This is a genomic window from Listeria grandensis FSL F6-0971 (genome assembly GCF_000525835.1).
GTDB lineage: Bacteria > Bacillota > Bacilli > Lactobacillales > Listeriaceae > Listeria_A > Listeria_A grandensis.
In genome coordinates, this window is sequence record NZ_AODD01000036.1 from 1 (window position 1) to 17,586 (window position 17,586).

At 37.0% G+C, this 17,586-nt stretch carries 13 protein-coding genes and 1 pseudogene; all 14 read right to left on the bottom strand.

Annotated features, from left to right (window positions below; translation table 11 throughout):
- Positions 1–563 (bottom strand): hypothetical protein (locus tag PGRAN_RS14700; RefSeq protein ID WP_036068322.1); only part of this gene is annotated, 563 nt, incomplete at its 3' end.
- A gap of 2 nt (positions 564–565) precedes the next feature.
- Positions 566–1,817, bottom strand: a pseudogene (locus PGRAN_RS14705) (glycosyltransferase).
- A 19-nt stretch (positions 1,818–1,836) separates the two neighbouring features.
- Entirely contained in the window at positions 1,837–3,057 is a 1,221-nt protein-coding gene (locus PGRAN_RS14710) for a glycosyltransferase family 4 protein (RefSeq protein ID WP_036068324.1), read from the bottom strand.
- A gap of 45 nt (positions 3,058–3,102) precedes the next feature.
- Complete coding sequence (locus PGRAN_RS14715) at positions 3,103–5,430, bottom strand: immunoglobulin-like domain-containing protein (RefSeq protein WP_036068326.1); 2,328 nt, start codon at positions 5,428–5,430, stop codon at positions 3,103–3,105.
- Between the two features lie 74 nt (positions 5,431–5,504).
- Positions 5,505–5,960, bottom strand: a complete 456-nt coding sequence (locus PGRAN_RS14720) for an immunoglobulin-like domain-containing protein (protein WP_149024081.1) — start codon at positions 5,958–5,960, stop codon at positions 5,505–5,507.
- A complete protein-coding gene (locus PGRAN_RS14725) occupies positions 5,957–7,066 on the bottom strand; it encodes a pectate lyase-like adhesive domain-containing protein (RefSeq protein ID WP_036068339.1) in 1,110 nt (369 codons plus the stop codon). The genes PGRAN_RS14720 and PGRAN_RS14725 overlap by 4 nt, the downstream gene beginning before the upstream one ends.
- Positions 7,067–7,172: 106 nt before the next feature.
- On the bottom strand, positions 7,173–7,544 hold the full coding sequence (locus tag PGRAN_RS14730) for a hypothetical protein (RefSeq protein WP_036068341.1): 372 nt from the start codon (positions 7,542–7,544) through the stop codon (positions 7,173–7,175).
- Entirely contained in the window at positions 7,522–8,619 is a 1,098-nt protein-coding gene (locus PGRAN_RS14735) for an AcpB/EbpR/MafR family transcriptional regulator (RefSeq protein WP_036068348.1), read from the bottom strand. The genes PGRAN_RS14730 and PGRAN_RS14735 overlap by 23 nt, the downstream gene beginning before the upstream one ends.
- A 272-nt stretch (positions 8,620–8,891) precedes the next feature.
- Positions 8,892–9,623 carry a Crp/Fnr family transcriptional regulator gene (locus PGRAN_RS14740; RefSeq protein WP_036068349.1) on the bottom strand — a complete coding sequence of 244 codons (732 nt, stop codon included), beginning with the start codon at positions 9,621–9,623 and terminating at the stop codon, positions 8,892–8,894.
- 135 nt (positions 9,624–9,758) lie between these two features.
- Complete coding sequence (locus PGRAN_RS14745; RefSeq protein ID WP_051998690.1) at positions 9,759–10,457, bottom strand: CpsD/CapB family tyrosine-protein kinase; 699 nt, start codon at positions 10,455–10,457, stop codon at positions 9,759–9,761.
- Between the two features lie 241 nt (positions 10,458–10,698).
- Positions 10,699–12,996: an immunoglobulin-like domain-containing protein gene (locus tag PGRAN_RS14750; RefSeq protein ID WP_036068350.1), complete on the bottom strand. Its 2,298-nt coding sequence runs from the start codon at positions 12,994–12,996 to the stop codon at positions 10,699–10,701.
- A gap of 94 nt (positions 12,997–13,090) precedes the next feature.
- The gene (locus tag PGRAN_RS14755; protein WP_036068351.1) at positions 13,091–15,358 is read right to left on the bottom strand and encodes an immunoglobulin-like domain-containing protein; all 2,268 of its coding nucleotides are present in this window, start codon (positions 15,356–15,358) and stop codon (positions 13,091–13,093) included.
- Positions 15,359–15,436: 78 nt separating this feature from the next.
- A complete protein-coding gene (locus PGRAN_RS14760; RefSeq protein ID WP_036068352.1) occupies positions 15,437–16,156 on the bottom strand; it encodes a Crp/Fnr family transcriptional regulator in 720 nt (239 codons plus the stop codon).
- Positions 16,157–16,470: 314 nt separating this feature from the next.
- On the bottom strand, positions 16,471–17,586 hold a 1,116-nt coding region (locus PGRAN_RS16875), incomplete at its 5' end, for an immunoglobulin-like domain-containing protein (RefSeq protein ID WP_036068353.1).

Here is a 17,586-nt window from a genome sequence, read left to right on the forward strand (position 1 = left end):
TTTTTTCGTACCTTCCAGTATTTCTTTAATACTATAATCATTTTGGTGTTATTTAAATTATCATAGCTTCTTGAAACGTGCCCTAATCGGTGTTTCAGCAAATTCACTTGGTAGTCCCGTTCCTTCAGTTGTTCTTCTAACTGCGTGTTCTCTTCCATCAATTGCTCTAACCCTTTTTTATTATCATCTAATAGGTTATAGATATATTCTTGAAAAAATAACAGCTCTGCCTTGGTCGCTTTAATGGTTTCAATTAGTTTCTCTTGCTCGAACAAACTACTATCTGCTAGTGCCACTTGTGATTTCAACTCTATGAAAGTAGCTTGTAACATTTGATGTTGCATCTTCTCACGTCTTAATTCTTCTAGTATCGTTTCATTCATGTTAGCTCTAGCTATTCCAAGCGCATGCTTCACGGATCGGAGCTCTTTTTCTAACATCGCAACTTCTGATACATGTTGTCTCGCTTGTGCCTCATTGTCCTGTTGCAACTTAGCTATTTGTAAATCATGCTCTTGTTTCATTTCAGCAACCTGTTTCTTGATTTGACCCTTTTTGACCATTTTTACAACTCCTTAGCTGTTAATTTCTTATAAATATCTAAAAATATAGCTTGCTCATTTTCCCAGTTATATATTTTTTTAGCTGCTAAACAGTTTTTCTTGAGATGTTTTATGTAGCTCTACATCGTGTACTAGTTTATTGACACCAGTAGCGATAGATACTGGTTCATGCCCATCTACTACTACCCCAACTCGATGCTCTTCAACAACCTTTTTTATTTCTGGAAACCCACTAGCAATAATGGGAACATCACTCATAATATATTCAAACAATTTATTAGACGAAGCTGAATAATGGTTAAAGCAAACATTATTTAAAACTTGAAACCCTAAGTAGGCCTGGTTTGTATACATTGCCAATTCGTCTAACGGAACTTTAGGTATAAAACGCACGCGACTCTCCAGTTGGCGCTCTCTTACCTGTGTCACTAAAGCTTCTTTTAGTTTGCCATCCCCGATAAAAACAATAACACCACGTTCAATCAATGGCGCTGCTTCGATAATTTTATCAAGTCCCCGCCCTACTTGGATGCCTCCTTGGTATAATAAAATGGGCGTTTCCTTATTCAGCCCCAAACGATCGTGTAAATCAATGCTTTGCCCTCCTTTTTTTAGTGTCGATGGATAATTATGAATAACCTCTGGATAAAAGTCATATAAATTTTGTATATATTTTGCACGCGTATGATTTTCATGAATGCAGATATCGACAAATCTCAACAACCATCGCTCGGCGATACCGTAAACCGGGCTATTATACCCCGTTCTACTGGTCTGAACCTCATGAGAATCGTAGATAAGTCTAGCTTTCCCAAGCCATTTCCCACAAATAACCGCCTGTAATAGCGTATTTAAATCATTCGCGTGATAGATCGCATATTTACTTTTTTGTGCATGATAAATCATCGAAAAAAATAGAGTAATCCTTCTATTATATCTCGCACTTTTCGCAACTATACATAGCATTATCGTGGCTAAAAGCGTCATATTTGGAAAGTACAACATTCCAAATAAAAATAGGATACTTAGGAAACACATCGTGTACCAATGGCGGATTATGCTTGCTAGACGTTTACGCAACATCGTACTTCGAAATCCTAGACGATATAACTGGAAATTGGGATTTAACTTTTCTGTTCGTAGTAAGGTCTTGTCCCAAAGTGCAAATAAGTCCACATCATATCCGTTCTCGCTAAGAACAACACAAGCCCGTTTCACACGCGCATCATTGGTATACGTATTCCATACAAACATCGCTACTTTTTTTGACATGCTATTTTCCCTCCATAGTATCCAGCAAAATATCTGCAAGCCTTTGGTAGTTTTTTGACGCTGAAAAATGTTTATTTGCATAAGTAAAGGCATTTTCTGCTAATGCCTGTCGGTAGGAGACATTTCTAAATAGTTGGTGAAGCGCTCGTGCAACTGCAGGTTGCCGGAAGGAGTCTTTCGTAAATGTTACTCCAGCATTGGCAGCATCAATAATGGACTTACTATATCCTGATACTTGGCCAATAATCGGGATACCTAATCCTAGATAGTCCACTATTTTTCCTGGCAATACATTCTCAAACGCGGGGTGTTCTACCAGACCAACAAAAGCAATGTCAGACTTGGAAACAATTTCAAGCGTTTCTTCTCGCGTTTGAACTCCCAAAATATTAATATTTACTAAATTCCTTCGTGTCATCTCCGTCCGTAATGCTTGATAATTCGAGCCATATCCAATAATCTCAAACTGAACAGAAGAATCTCCTAAATAATCCGCCGCCAACTCTAGAAACATGTCCATATCCTGCGCTAACCCAACATTTCCGCTATAAATAACCTTACATACATCACTCGGTTCTGCATTTTTCAACATAAATTCTTTGGCCTCGATCGAATTAGGAATCCACTTGATTTTTGATTTGCAAATCCCCATCTGTTCCAATGGTTCATAGAAACCTTCACTATTGATGATGATCAAGTCCGCTCTTTTATACAGCATTTTTTCAAAAAAGACGGATACACATAAAATAACCGGGTTATTGTAGCGGCGTATGCCTCTGAGTGATTCTGTCCACAAATCTCTAATATCAATCACTAGTTTTTTTCTCTTAACAAAAAGTGCGGCCAAACCGAGAAAAAGTGGTGGTGTAGACAAGAAAACAATATCCACCCGGCTTCGTTTGACTGCAAGCAACACGGCGCTAATCGTGATTTCAGCGTAAAAGAAAAGTCGGACTATCATATTATTGGAGTGTTTGATATATGCCCGGCTTCTAGTGATATTTGAATTTTTTTTAGTATCCTGTTTTTGGTATACAAAGTCATTAGGATAACTTGGTTCATTCGTTAATACTTCGACCTCAAATACTTTACTTATGTAGTGGTAAATACTCGTTATTCTGTTAGCTCCACTACCAATTTCAGGTTCGAAAACTTGTGATATGATTAGTAATTTCGATTTCATTGTGGTTAAAGCTTTTGGAATTTGATACGTTTTTGACACGCACCAAATTCCATCAAGCACTCCTTTTCTTTTTTAAGAATCGTTTTATCTTGGTACGACTGTCACTGTTTCTTCTGCTACAATCCCACCTGCGCCATTATAAGCAATGATGCGTACGTTATCTGTCGTCGCTGTGATTAGATCACGCGCCCAATAAGAAATGATTCCACCAGATACCGGGATTCTTCCTTGTAACTCACCATTAACCTCTAAGCGGATATGTGTCACGTCACCTGAATACGTTCCACTTACAACCGATGCAGAACCTAGGACAAAATTATTCACAGAAACCGTACCCGCCTCGCCTTGATTTATCGTTACTTTTTGGCGCAACACTTCTTTTCCAAAAATATCAGTTCCGATAACATAAATAACATCTGATGTGCTAGCAACACCTAGATTGCCAATCCAATAAGAGAAGTTTCCGCTACCATCAACCGGAATACTACCACCAGTAAGCCCATTAACTTCTATGTTAATTCGGCTGATAGAACCTGTGTATGTTCCTGTTACACGGGAATCACCTAGTGTAAATACATTACTTGTCAGCGACCCTGTAGATGCTGCAATAGTGACTGGTTTGGTGTCCACTGTTACACCAGTTTTATCATATGCAATGACGTTGACTTTGTCTGTTGGTGCTGTAATTAACTCACGTGCCCAATAAGAAAATGCGCCATCTACTACCGGAATTCTAGCTTGCAAAATACCATTGACTTCTAAACGAACATGCGTAATGTCGCCTGTGTACGTACCATTGACACGAGAATCCGCTCCAACAACATAGTTATCTATCTTAGTAATTCTTGCACTATCAACTAAAGTAACTTGTTTCCGATCCAATAACTTATTATTACTATCATAGGCGTTTACCCATACTGTATCCCCTAGACTTGAAATTGCCGTAGGTGTGTAATATTGGAATGCACCACCAGTAACACCAATTCGTCCTAACTCTGTTCCATTAACTTCTAGACCAATCCGAGCCACATCACCAGCATAATTTCCTGTAACATAGCGATCCGCCCCAACACTAAAATTGTCTAATTTAGTAATGGATCCTACGCTCTCGTATGTGGTCAAGACTGGAGATTTACGATCCAATATTTGCCCATTCTTGTCATACGCATTCACAACCACCGTATCTGATACGTTACTGATCAATCCCCATACATAATAATTAATAGTTCCGTTCGTCACAGAGACACGTGTTTGCTCCACTCCATTGATGGTCAAACTAATCAGAGCCACATCACCAGAATATCTTCCAGTAACATAACGATCTTGTTTTACCATATAATTATCTAATTGTGTAATAGCTCCTGTTTGTTCACGCTCATTTACTGTTAACGGTTTACTATCAACCAAGTTTCCAAGTATATCATAGGCATTCACAACCACCGTATCGTCCTTGCTTTTAATCGTGTTAACAGCTGTCAATTGGATATTACCATTGCTTACACTCTGTTTGAAGCCTTCCACACCATTCACGCTCAAGCTCACCTGACTAATATTCCCAGCATATGTGCCTGTTATGGCTGTAGATTCATTTAGCATGAATGTGTCTAGTGCTATAATTCTATTCTCTGGCGCTACAACTGTAACCGTAATTGTTTTGGTTACCGTTTGTATTTTTCCCGTTGTTTCGTAAACCACACTGTACGTGCCAACTTGCGATGTATTGACATTACTTGATTTCACACGAACCGTTAGTGGTTTACCATCGAAATCTGTTGCAGATACATTTTTCATGGGATCAAATGTGTCACCAACTGTGACTGTTTGGTTATCACTTGTAATTGTTGGGGTCACGTTTGTTGGGGTATTGAACACTGCTGTTTTTTCGCTCACTCTCTTACCATTGATATCCAGTGTTGCAACCGCATACGAAGCCGGGTTATCGAAGTATGTCATAGCTAAGAAAATTTCTGTTCCTGTTACAATAACTTCTTCTGGTGCGTGTAATGCCCCTTTGTTTAAAGAGACCGTAATCGGCGCAGCTCCATTACTAAAATAATATGTAGCATTAAAGGAGTAAGTACTCGTTCTTGGTTGGAGATTAAAGAAACCTGCATTGGAAACTCTTCCGCTTAATTTATGCTCAAATTTTTTATTAGCACTGTTATATGCCACCGCTGCATTGTCAATTGATTGAATCGTATACGACGTTCTAGACTCTCTAGCCAACTCATCAAAAGTAGTTGCTTTTTGAGGGAATTCTGGAATTGCTGTTGTTTTAGCTTCTTGCTTTGTTGTTTCAACCACATTTTCATTTGCTTCTAGTGGCGCTTTTGCAGCTTCCACAAAGGTAGGTAATAGTTGTCCAACTGTCATTACTGTTGCCATTGCAACTACGAGCCATTTTTTCTTCATTTTCATTCCCCATTTCATCATGATAGATGGATAGTGACGATGGTGTATACTCATCACTATCCGCTTTTATTTCTTTAAATTGCTGCTTTTACAATAACATCTTTCTTATCAATTAGTTTTCCAGCCTTATCAAAAGCATTAATCGTGACTGTATCATTAACATTTTTAACTTTATCAACGATGTAAAACTCAAATTTATCACCTGAAATAACACCACCACGGTACTCAACACCATTAACAGTAACGGTAATCGAATCTACATCTGCTGTACAAGTTCCAGTTATATTACTTTCTTCTGGGAAAACTAGTACATTAGGGGTAATTTTATTTACCAACTCAAAATCAATTTCTTCCTCTGTAGAGAAACGTAATGTGCCAGCTTTTGTATATGGAATACCCACTAGACGTCCGTCATTAGTCGACGTTAGATTAACTGCACCTGCTGCTGTAACATTCGCAACTGCCATAAGAGGTGTATTTCCAGATTGCTCTACTTGATAATATGGCGTCCCCATAGCGAATGAATTCAACCAGCCTCCACTTTTTGTGTATTAAAAGTGAGCGATCCTGCATATTTCAATAGGTTCCCCGCTTCGCCTTGTAACGTCACATTTCTAGGATTATTCAATTGAACAGAACTATTCTTAGCGCCCGTAATGACTGTACCAGCTACATTCCCCAATGTCAGTGAAGCATCTTTCGCTACCGTTAATGCGCCTGGTTTCGAACCATTTTTCAAGTTAATAAGTTCTCTTGCTTGGATATTTATGCGTGTCATCTGCGTATCTGATCCTTCTTCAAAAGATATGCTTTCGGCACCCATACTAGCACTTCTAAATAAATTACCATAGGTCACAACATTGAATTTTGCATTCTTTCCAACCCGTAAACTAAATGGTTTTGAAGCTGAATCATTTACGTAAAACATATCTTTATTTCTTACAGTCACGGATACATCCGCATCATCTAAAATATTTAAGAACGATGGCGCATAGTTCGCTGATCCAAACCAAAATACACTGTCATATAGACTTCCATGATCAAGTACTAGCTTGCCGCTAATGTTGACACCTGTCGCCTGCGCAAATTCTTGTGCCACATTTCCATTTTTAATCTCTTGTGTAATCGTCACTTTGTTGTTTCCGCTTAGATGCGCATAGCCACTAAGATTATGAATCAATTGTGGTCCTTTATAATTGATGTTCTCATAATAAAGGTTGGCTCCACGTATTGAATTATCAACAACAACTGGACCATAATAATTTTTACCGATGATATCCATATTTTTCAGTGTAAATTGACTCGTATTTTTGTTATTGATTAGAATAGTACCAGACGCAGAACTTGCCACAGCTTCCGTTAATGTATTACCTTGTCCATCAATCGTTACAGAAGTGATATTCGCATTAACCTTCGTACCTTTTTCGAGTGTGATGTTCGCTGCCAATTTAATAAGTATATTCCCGTATCCATTTTTTAAAATGTTCTCTAGTTGTGCAAAGCTATATACTGTTATTTCTTGATTGTAGACTTCTATTGCTTTTGTCTCTGCCGCTTTTGTTTCTAATACCCCAGTTAATGGTGTCACTGCTAGACTCGCTACTAACAGCCCCGCTACTATTTTTTCTATTTTCAAGTTTAAAACTCCCCACTTCATTTGTTTCTTATTGATCTTGCTCCATTCATTTTTTATCAATCTTTATTATCCATCTACCACCTCCCTAAAATAGAAATGGATTACCCTACGCTTCTCTATCATATTCCTCTTGTTTTCTTTGAATATAATCTTGTAATTGCTTCATATCCCTAGTCGCTAATGGAACATGACAAACAAGCACATCACAAGTTGGCTCAACATTTACTGAAAAATCACTCACAACCAAATCATACGTATCCTTTTCATCACAAAATTCGATCACTTGATGGGAATGTTTTTTTCGAATTTCAGATTTTAAATAGGCTTCTCCTAAAAAACCTGTCTTTGAAATAACCTGTACACGAACACTTTTCCGATAGCGTTTACTCAACAACGTTAGTGTATATAGATCACGGAGGTATTCTGAAATGATTTCTTTGTTGTCCCTAACATACTTATAGTTTGATTTTTTTTTCAAATTCAGTCAATACCTTCGTGATTCTGTCTTTATCAATTAAATTCAAAACATTTTTATTCGAGAATTGCTCGACATCCACAATAAGATGTTTTTTGTCAACAAAACTAAACCTTGTTAAATAATCTAATGTTGCGATTAAAACGGCATCAATGTCCTCCACTTGGTCCTTGACCAGAGATGCCAAAGCGACTCCCAAGTTATAGCGGTCCGGTCTGTAAGTCTTATGATATTTTATTCTAAAATCAATCCGGGCTTTGTTAACATATGAAAATGGTGCAAGAGAACTTAACATCAAGATAAAGTATCTTTCTTCCTTGCTGATCTTGACGCCTAGGCCCTTCTCTAAATCACTAAAATCCAGACGAGATGCGTCATAATACTGCTCAACTTCCCTAACCTCTCTCAAACCATTCTCCAACTGCACCATGTTCCCTTGCTTTATACGCGTGAGACAAACACTAATAGCAATCGCATAGTCCATACGAGTAGAAAGTGAGAAAGAAATCTCCAAATACCTTTCCATTTTTTTAATAAAGCGATTAATCATAGCATAAGTAAAGTCCTTTGGAATCCATCCTTTATAGGGATATGATTTACTAAATAGATGAAAAAAGAAAAAGCGAATATTAATTTCATTGCCTAAAATCTGTAGCGGATTAGAATTTAAAATAAGTCTGCTTTTAGCAAGAAAACTATCAATCTCTTTTAGCCTCGCATATAAATTAGTCAATCCTATATAGTTACGTTCGGACCATTCCACTGGAGTGAAATGATCTCCATTAAAAAGAGCCTCAGTCAGATGAAATAAATCGCTGGTTCCAACCATATAGGCTGTTAAATAATCAAAATTAATATCTTCTCCTACAGTTAGCATCAAGCGCTGCTTAACTTCTGCAATCTGTGCTATGTGACTTGGAAAAGCCGTATTTAGAATCTCAATATCCGCGTTCAACGTATTTATTGAACTCAATACCTTTCCTACTACCTCTCTCTTTGTCAAAGGTTCTTCTGTAAAAAACAACAAATTTAAAATTTTTAACCGTCGATATGCAGATGACGGGATAATACTTCTCATTCTAATCCTCTCCCAAAACAATAATTCCTGTATTTATACCCTGTATTTATACACAGTAAAATTGTATTTTTAGTGGTGGATAAGATCTTATTCCAATAACCTATGTAGACCATTATTAAATAGTTCTACTTTCTAATAATGGTCCTCCTGTCGCTTACAAAAAAATAATTTCTAATAAACCGAGATTCCACTAAAATACTTTCTCAGTTTATCATATTTAGACGCTGTACCAATCTAAGGAATTGTATAATTGCAATTTTTATATGTCTTTTTTATGAATTTTCTAATGTTTTAATTCCGATTCCTGCTTCTAATTTTTCTGGATAAATATGAATCATTCGTCGATTAGATCTAATTAAACCGCTACACTCAAACTTTTGTAATACTTTGGTGATCGTATTTTGTGTAAGGCTCGTATAATTTGCTAGCATTTTGCGGTTAATTGCTTGTGGGAATACTAAAAATGATTGTTTCTGTTTCCAATTATGATAGTTGTTTCCCAACAGCAATAAAGCCCGACCAATCCGCTCTTCCGTCGGCAATCTCAATATTTTCTCTTTTTCTTGCATTCGCTCTATCTCTTTGTGCATGTGTTGGTAATGAAAAAAATAGCCTTCTTGTTTGTTCATAATTTTTTCGATAACATCTTCTTTTTTAAACTTCTTAACCACAAGTTCTTCCGAAATAACCTCAAAGGATAGCTTTGATTGGTCATTAAAAAGAAATTTCGTTAGACCAATGATATCTTGCTCAAAGAAAAAATCAATCATCTTACTCTGACAATCCGTCATCATCAGATTTCCTTCTTCAATAACATAGATATGCTCACTGTCATCGCCCTCTGTAATTAGCATCTCATGCTTTTTTAAGCGGATCGTTTTGCATTCCAATGGGGAAATGTTCGCATCTTCTAGTAAATTAAGCAACTCATTGGTGTTAAATTGATCTTCCACTGCCACATCGCTGTACATCTCACGCATTTCTTGCATATTTATTCTCATCATCTTGTGCCCCCTCTCGTTTAGATTTGCAATTGGTGCTTTTCTATAATAACAAATTTCGATGCGCAGAATAGCGCATTTCATAAAATTGATTTGCCCTATCATAAATCCGATACTATCTATTCTCATACAACTGCATTAGCCCTCGCCATAGTAGTAGTCACTAGCCTTCATCTTTGTATCGTTAAAAATGCTCCCTAAAACGTTCGCTCTTGCTGACTGCAGTTTTTCGAGCGCCTTTTTGCTTGCTTCTTTTGTAGTATGGTCGCGACGAACAAGTAAAATGGAGCCATCTACAAAATTCCCTAATAACTGAGCATCAACGACTAGCTGAATTGGTGGTGTGTCAAATATGATTTGATCAAATTCTGCGTACAGCTCCTCATATATTTGTTTCATTCGATTGGAGCCCAATAGCTCAGCTGGATTAGGTGGTATCACACCGGCTGGCAAAACATACAAATTTTCTATCTCTGTTTTACACACTGCCTCTTCCACCTTCACCTTATTGGCTAAAAGACCACTCAATCCTTTTGAAGAAGCCTTCGGAAATATTTTTTTCACTGTAGGTTTCCGCATATCGGCATCCACTAGTAACGTTTTTTTATTTTGTTGTGCAAAAACTACCGCTAAGTTAGCACAAGTAATGGATTTACCTGAGTTAGGCTCTGATGAAGTAATAAGGATTGACTTTAATGCTTGATCAACGCTAGAATATTCAATACTAGTCCGAATTCCTCGAAACAACTCCGCATATGGCGAACGTGGGTCTAGATTCGTAATTAATTTTGATGATTCTTGCACATCTTCTTTCTTATTTCGTTTAAAATTTTTCATTTAATTTTCTCACCCTTCATATATACAATTTTGTGATATGTTCTATATAAGAAGTATACGATAAAAATTGCTTTATCTTGCCTTTTTGCGGATAATTCATTTTTTTTGTCAATTATTTGTTGTTTCCTGTAGAACGTAATATAGCGGATAGGAACATCCCTACCCACTATATCACTGCTGATTTGTTGAAATACATGAAATCAATTATGTTACTCTAAGTTGTGTAAAGCTTCATTCGCTTTTATTTATTGATTGCAATTGTTTTGGTATCTAATAGTTTTCCTGCTTTGTCGAATGCTTTCATAATTACTGTGTCATTTGCACTCTTTACTTTATCTAGGCTGTAGAATTTGAACTCACCAGCTGCAATTGTACCACCTTTATACTCTGTTCCATTTACTGTAATTGTCATTGACTTTACATCACCTGTATATGTTCCTACGATGTTTTTATCTCCTGGGATTGTCAATGTCGCTGGTGTGATGGTTCCGACTGTTGGTGCTGCTTGTTTGAATTTCACTGTTTTTGTATCTAACAATTTACCTGTAGCATCGTAGCCTTTGACAACGACTACATCCGATTGGTTTTTGATTTTATCTAAGCTGTAAAATTTGAATGAGCCATCCGCTACTGTCCCACCTTTATACTCTGTTCCATTTACGGTAAGGGTAATACGTGTCACATCGCCAGTGTACGTTCCTGTAACATTGTTATCGCCTGGGATTGTCATTTCAACTGGAGTTAGCTTGCCTTCTGTAACAATGATGTAATTTAACGTTTCACGTGATAGTTCTTTACCATTTTTATCGTAGGCTACGACTACAACTTCGTCTGTTTTCTTGATGTTTTTATCTGCTGCATAGAAGCTAAACGCGTTACCACCTTGTAAGCTTGCGCCTTTATGTTCTGTGCCATTGATGAATGTCGAGATACGGGCTACGTCACCTTCATAGTTTCCTGTTACATAGCGATCGCTACCAACTGTGAACTTGTCTAGGTTCGTAATTGACCCAAACAGTTCTTTTTCTTTGATGTTTACTGCTTTTGTATCGATTAGATTGTTATATTTGTCATAGGCATTGACTGTTACTTCGTCAGATAGGTTGTTGAGAACTCCCCATACATAGTACTGGAATACACCGTCTGTTACGCCGATTTTACCTGTTTCGCTACCATTAATCGTCAAGCTAACTTTAGTAACATCACCTGTAAATTTACCTGTTACGTGGCGATCTTCTTTCAGCAAGTAGTCATTTACTTCTGTAATTTCGCCCGTTGTTGTTGCTTCGCTAATTGTTACTTCTTTACTGTCTAGCAGTTCACCATTCTTATCGTAGGCATTAACTGTTACGTCATCTGCTTTGTTGTTGATTAAGCCCCATACGTAGTATTGGAATGCGCCGCCAGTTACTTTGACTGCTTTTTGTTCTGTACCATTGATTGTAATGCTTACTTGGTCTACATCGCCTGTGAATGTTCCTTTTACTTGGCGATCTTCTTTAAATTGATAGTTATCAACATTCGTAATGGCACCTTTTAGTTCGCGTTCTGCTAAGGTTACTGGCTTGCTGTCTACTAATTTGCCATCTGCAGTATAGGCATTAATTAAAACGACATCCGTTGCTTTTTTAATTGCGCCAATTGCTGTGTAATCAATCACACCACCGGTTACGTCCATTTTCGTGCCTTCCACACCATTAACACTCAATGCTACTTGGCTAACATTTCCTTTGTACGTTCCTGTAACAGAATTCGACTCTTCTAGTGTGAATGTGTCAAGTTTAGTGATACCATCATCTGGCTCTACGACAGTTACTGTGATGGATTTGGTCGTTTTTTGATATTTACCTGTCGCAGTATAGGTTACTGTATATTTGCCTAGTTTTTGATTATCAACATTGTTTGTAGTAACAACAACACTTACATCTGTTCCGTCAAAATCTTTAGCTGTCGCAAATGCTAATGGATCAAAATCCTCTCCTAGCGAGATAGTTTGATTTACCGCTGTAATTGTAGGTCTTAAATCAGCATATCCAGATATACTCTCCAAAGTATGAAGTATCTTGGCATCTGCAAGATTTCCACCAAAAACCTGCACCATTAAATCCCCCCTAATCACTGGAAGTTCACTCGAAAATGTGATCTCAAACATTTCGCGTTCATTAGATTGTTGCGTCCAAAGAACGTTGTATCCCGATGTAGTTGAACCATTCTTCGTGGAAGTGAATGAGCCACCCGAAATCACTCCTCCCCAAAAAAGATTACCAGATACTTCCATTTTCGTTCTGTTTACTAATTTTTCACCTTCAATAATACCTGTTATCCTGTGGTCAAACTTTTGTGTATTAGAATTATATCGAACACTTGTAGAAGTAATAGTAGAATTTGTCGATGCCAAGCTTGTTCGAAGATTTTCACCTTCCGTACTTGTTTCCTCTGCTGCAAATACTTTCGCTGATAATACATTAAGTGGTGCCTCTGCACTTGTACCCAAAATCGTTGTTAATGCTACTACACTCATCATTTTTTTCATTTTCATAATTAATTCCCTCTTTTCATTTTTTATATTCACTGTATGACGTGGTACTTCTTACTAGTATCGCGTCATACAGTAATTACTTTTATTCACTACCTTATTTGTTAGGTGCTTCTATTTGAATGATTTTCTTATCTAATTCCTTACCTTCTGAATCAAAAGCTGTCATGATGACTACATCATCAACGCTTTTAATTTTATCTAAGCTGTAAAATTTAAATTCGCCATTCGCAATTGTCCCACCACGATATTCTTTACCATTTACTGTTACGACTACTTTTTTTACATTGCCAGTATATGTGCCTCTAATATTATTATCTCCTGGAATTATCATTGTATTGGGTGATAATATGCCAGTTGTCTTACTGCTTTTAATTGTTACTGTTTTTGTATCTAGTACATTACCTTTTGCATCTACAGCTTTAATCGTAACGATATCATTCACATTCATGATTTTGTCTTGGCTGTAAAATTTAAATTCGCCATTGGCTAATGTTCCACCGCGATATTCCGTACCGTTTACTGTTACAATAACAGATTTCACATCACCTTCGTATGTTCCTGTAATATTCTTATCGCCAGGAATAGAAACTTCATTTGGAGTAATTATCCCAGTAAGTGCTACTTCTTTACCGTTTAGTTTAACAGTTTGCGTATCTAGTACGTTACCAGCTGCATCCAGTGCTTTCACTACCACAACATCGTTGACACTTTTAATTTTATCTAGGCTGTAGAATTTGAACTCACCGTCTACCAAAGTTCCACCTTTATATTCGATATCGTTTACCGTTACAATAATGGACTTCACGTCACCTGTATATGTTCCTGTAATGTTACTGTGGCCTGGAATACTCATTTCTGCTGGTATGATTTTACCTTCTGTTGCAGGAGTAGCTACAAAATTGACTTTCTTTACAGATAATTCTTGGCCATATTGATCATAGCCTACTACGAAAACATCATCTGTTTTCTTAATATTATGAATTTGAGAATAGAAACTGAATGATCCATCTAATTTCAAAGAACCGCCTGTATGTTCCTTTCCATTGATACGTAGTGAGATTTTTTTCACATTTCCAGTGAATGTTCCTACTACACTTTTATCTGTACCTACAAGAAACTCATTCGGTGTAAGTTCACCTTTCGAGGCTTTCATTGCATCTAAGATATCTTGAGCCTTGTCTAACTCTTTTTGTAATTCTGCTTTCTTATCTTCATCTGTGACTGCATCAATTAAATCTTGCACATTATCAATGTTGCCTTGATCTACTCCAGGTTTTAATGCTCCAGAATTTACATCATCGTCTGTAAATAGCTCTTTTACTGCATCACTAGCCTCTTCTTGACGATCTAGCTCCGCTTGCGCTTCTTCTCTCTCATTTAATAGTTCCTGAGCTTTATCTAGTTCTTTTTGAAGTTCTGCTTTCTTATCTTCATCTGTGACTGCATCAATCAGATCTTGAACATTATCAATATCCCCTTGATCAACATCTGGTTTTAATATCCCCGTACTTACATTATCATCTGCGAATAATTCATTAAGCGCATCCTCCGCCCCATTATCTTCCATATCTTTCTGCACTTGTGCTACTGATTTGACAACTTGCATGTTACTTACTTTGGCTGCGTAGCCATTTGCAGAGTGTTGAAAGCCAAGCGCCGTTGTTACTCTTTTTGTTTCGAACGATAGATATACTTTTGTAATCTCTGAAGTGGCCGTAAAAGTGATACTTTTTTGCTCTTCTTTATTCCAAAAATCCCCTTCCCCTGTATAACCTCCCGCTCTATTTGGGGTTGCAAGGTTTCTACCTAAATTATCTGTTACCCCGGTCAATTGTATAGGGGTATCATCATCTGCAAGATTCCCATCTCTCCAGGCACTTTGAGAAAAACTGTATGTGTACTCCTTACCAGGTACTGTTTGGATTTCTCGCGATGCAATTGTTTGCACTTTATCAGGTGTTACCGCTGATCTATTATGCTTAATCGATATAGTAGTTGCACTTGTCACATCCTTATCATTTACAAGTTGCGTTGGCGCACCTACAAGCACTCGCCATTTATCGGCAGATGATGACGATGAATTGTAGTTGTGCAACTTACCGATATTAAGTGTTCCTTTCGTGTTATTTAGTAAGGTATTTCCCACTTGGTGCTTCACAGAGCTTGATTGAAATTCTTCAGGTTTTACTTGCGTTAATGTACCTGTTTCTTTTAATAAATTCGGGTTATCCACTACAGCTCTTGAATCTGCTCCTCCTTCTGCTGCAAATGCTTTCGCTGATAATACATTAAGTGGTGCCTCTACACTTGTACCCAAAATTGTTGTTAATGCTACTACACTCATCATTTTTTTCATTTTCATAATTTATCGTCATTCCTTTTCTTTTTTAGATTTTAATTATAATTTTTATTAGTTTTTTTCAATTATTTATACTTCCGATTATAATTCCAGAGATTTAATATGATTTTGAAGCTTCTTCGGATATACATGTGCGCTATGTTGTTTTGTCATAATCAGCTCTTTCTTCACCAAGTCCTGCAAAATAGCTGTTACTGTATTCTGTGTCAAATTCGTATAGTGGGCCAACATCTTACGAGTAATTATTTTAGCTATAGTAAGGATGTTTTCTTGTTCCAATGCTCTATCGTAATGGCTACCTAGAAGTAGTAAAGCCTTACTCACCCTTAATTCTGCAGGTAGTCTCAGTAACATCTCCTTTGCTCGTTGTCGCTCCAATTGCTTTTGCATATGAAGATAGTGATAAAAATACCCATCTTCCGTATTTATGATTTTCTCAATCACGTCTGCTTTATGGAATCGCTCGACAACAAGTTCATCAGAAACGACTTGCAATGTTTGTTCTGATTTACTATTAAAAAGAAACTTTGTTAATCCGATAATATCTTTGCTGAATATAAAGTCCACTGTATTATTCTGATGGCTCGACTTGAGAATAGTTCCATTTTTTACGATGTAAATATACTTTAGCTCTTCACCTTCTTTAATTAATATGTCTTTCTTTTTTAGCGTTATCGTTTTACTTCTGTTACTAAAAATGGTATTATCTTTTAAAAATCGTAGTAATTGATCTGTACTAAATTTTTGTTCTAGGGCTTCTTGGTTTTTTAAGAAACATAACTCTATTCCATTGGCTTGCATCGGTTGCACCTCCTTGTTAACTTGTCGTCTTGCTTATTTATACTTTACCAAACTTTTTCGGCTAAACCGCGATATTTCAAAAAATTGACACTAGAAATCAAACCCGCGTTTTAATCATCTCTTCGCCTGCTTTTAATTGGATTTTCATACATAAAATGACGTGATTTCCCTGTAATAATAGGGGGTTGGGCACGTTATTTCATTTCTGTAGACATCCCCTATTCTTCATCCACACAAACTAATATTAAATTTTTCTACTATAGAGAAAGACACTCTGAAATTAGCATGAATCTAATTTTCAGAGTGTCTATTTATTATTTTGTACTTGCTTGAAGGATCACTTCTTTGCGATCTAGTTCTTTGCCATACGCGTCAAAAGCCGTTATGCTAACTACATCTGTTACACTACGAATCTTATCTAGCGTGTAGAACTTAATTACTCCATTTTCTACTGTACCACCACGATATTCTATGCCGTTGACCGTAACTACTACTCGTTTTACATCGCCAGCATATGTTCCTGTCATGTTTTTATCACCTGGAATAGTAAGCGTATCTGGAGAAATCGTACCTGATGTTTGCGGGTTGCTCACCTGTACTGTTTTTGTATCTAATACTTTATCTTTACTATCTAAAGCAGTAATAACTACCTCGTCTGTGACATTTCTAATTTTATCTAAACTATAAAACTTAAACTCACCCGCGATCAGAGTTCCACCACGATATTCTGTTCCGTTCACTGTTACTATCACTTTTCTGACATCACCTGTATATGTCCCAGTAATATTATTGTCTCCTGGAATTACTACCGTGTTCGGACTGATCGTCCCAGATGTCACACGTTTGCTTAGCGCTACTGTTTTTGTATCTAATACTCTACCATTTTGATCTAATCCACGAATTACTACCTCATCATCTACATTCTTAATTTTATCTAGACTGTAAAATCTAAGCATTCCATCGGCTAAAGTACCACCACGATATTCTGTTCCATTCACTGTTACGGCTACACGTTTCACATCACCATTATAGGTACCAATGATATTGTTGTCCGCTCCAACGACAAATTCATTTACTTCGACTTCACCCGTTGTCATGTTCATTTGATCTAATAAATCTTGCGCTGTATCCAAATCTGCTTGTAGTTCTGCTTTCTTGTCTTCATCTGTGATCGCGTCGATTAAATCTTGCACATTATCTAATGTTCCTTGATCCACGCCTGGTTTTAATTCTCCCGATGCCACATCTTCATCTTTAAATAGATCCTTCACAGCATCTTCCGCTGCTTCTTGACGCTCTTTTTCTGCTTGTTCTGCCGCTAATTTATCGTTCAATAAATCTTGCGCTGTATCCAAATCTGCTTGTAGCTCTGCTTTCTTGTCTTCATCTGTGATCGCGTCGATTAAATCTTGTACGTTATCTAATGTTCC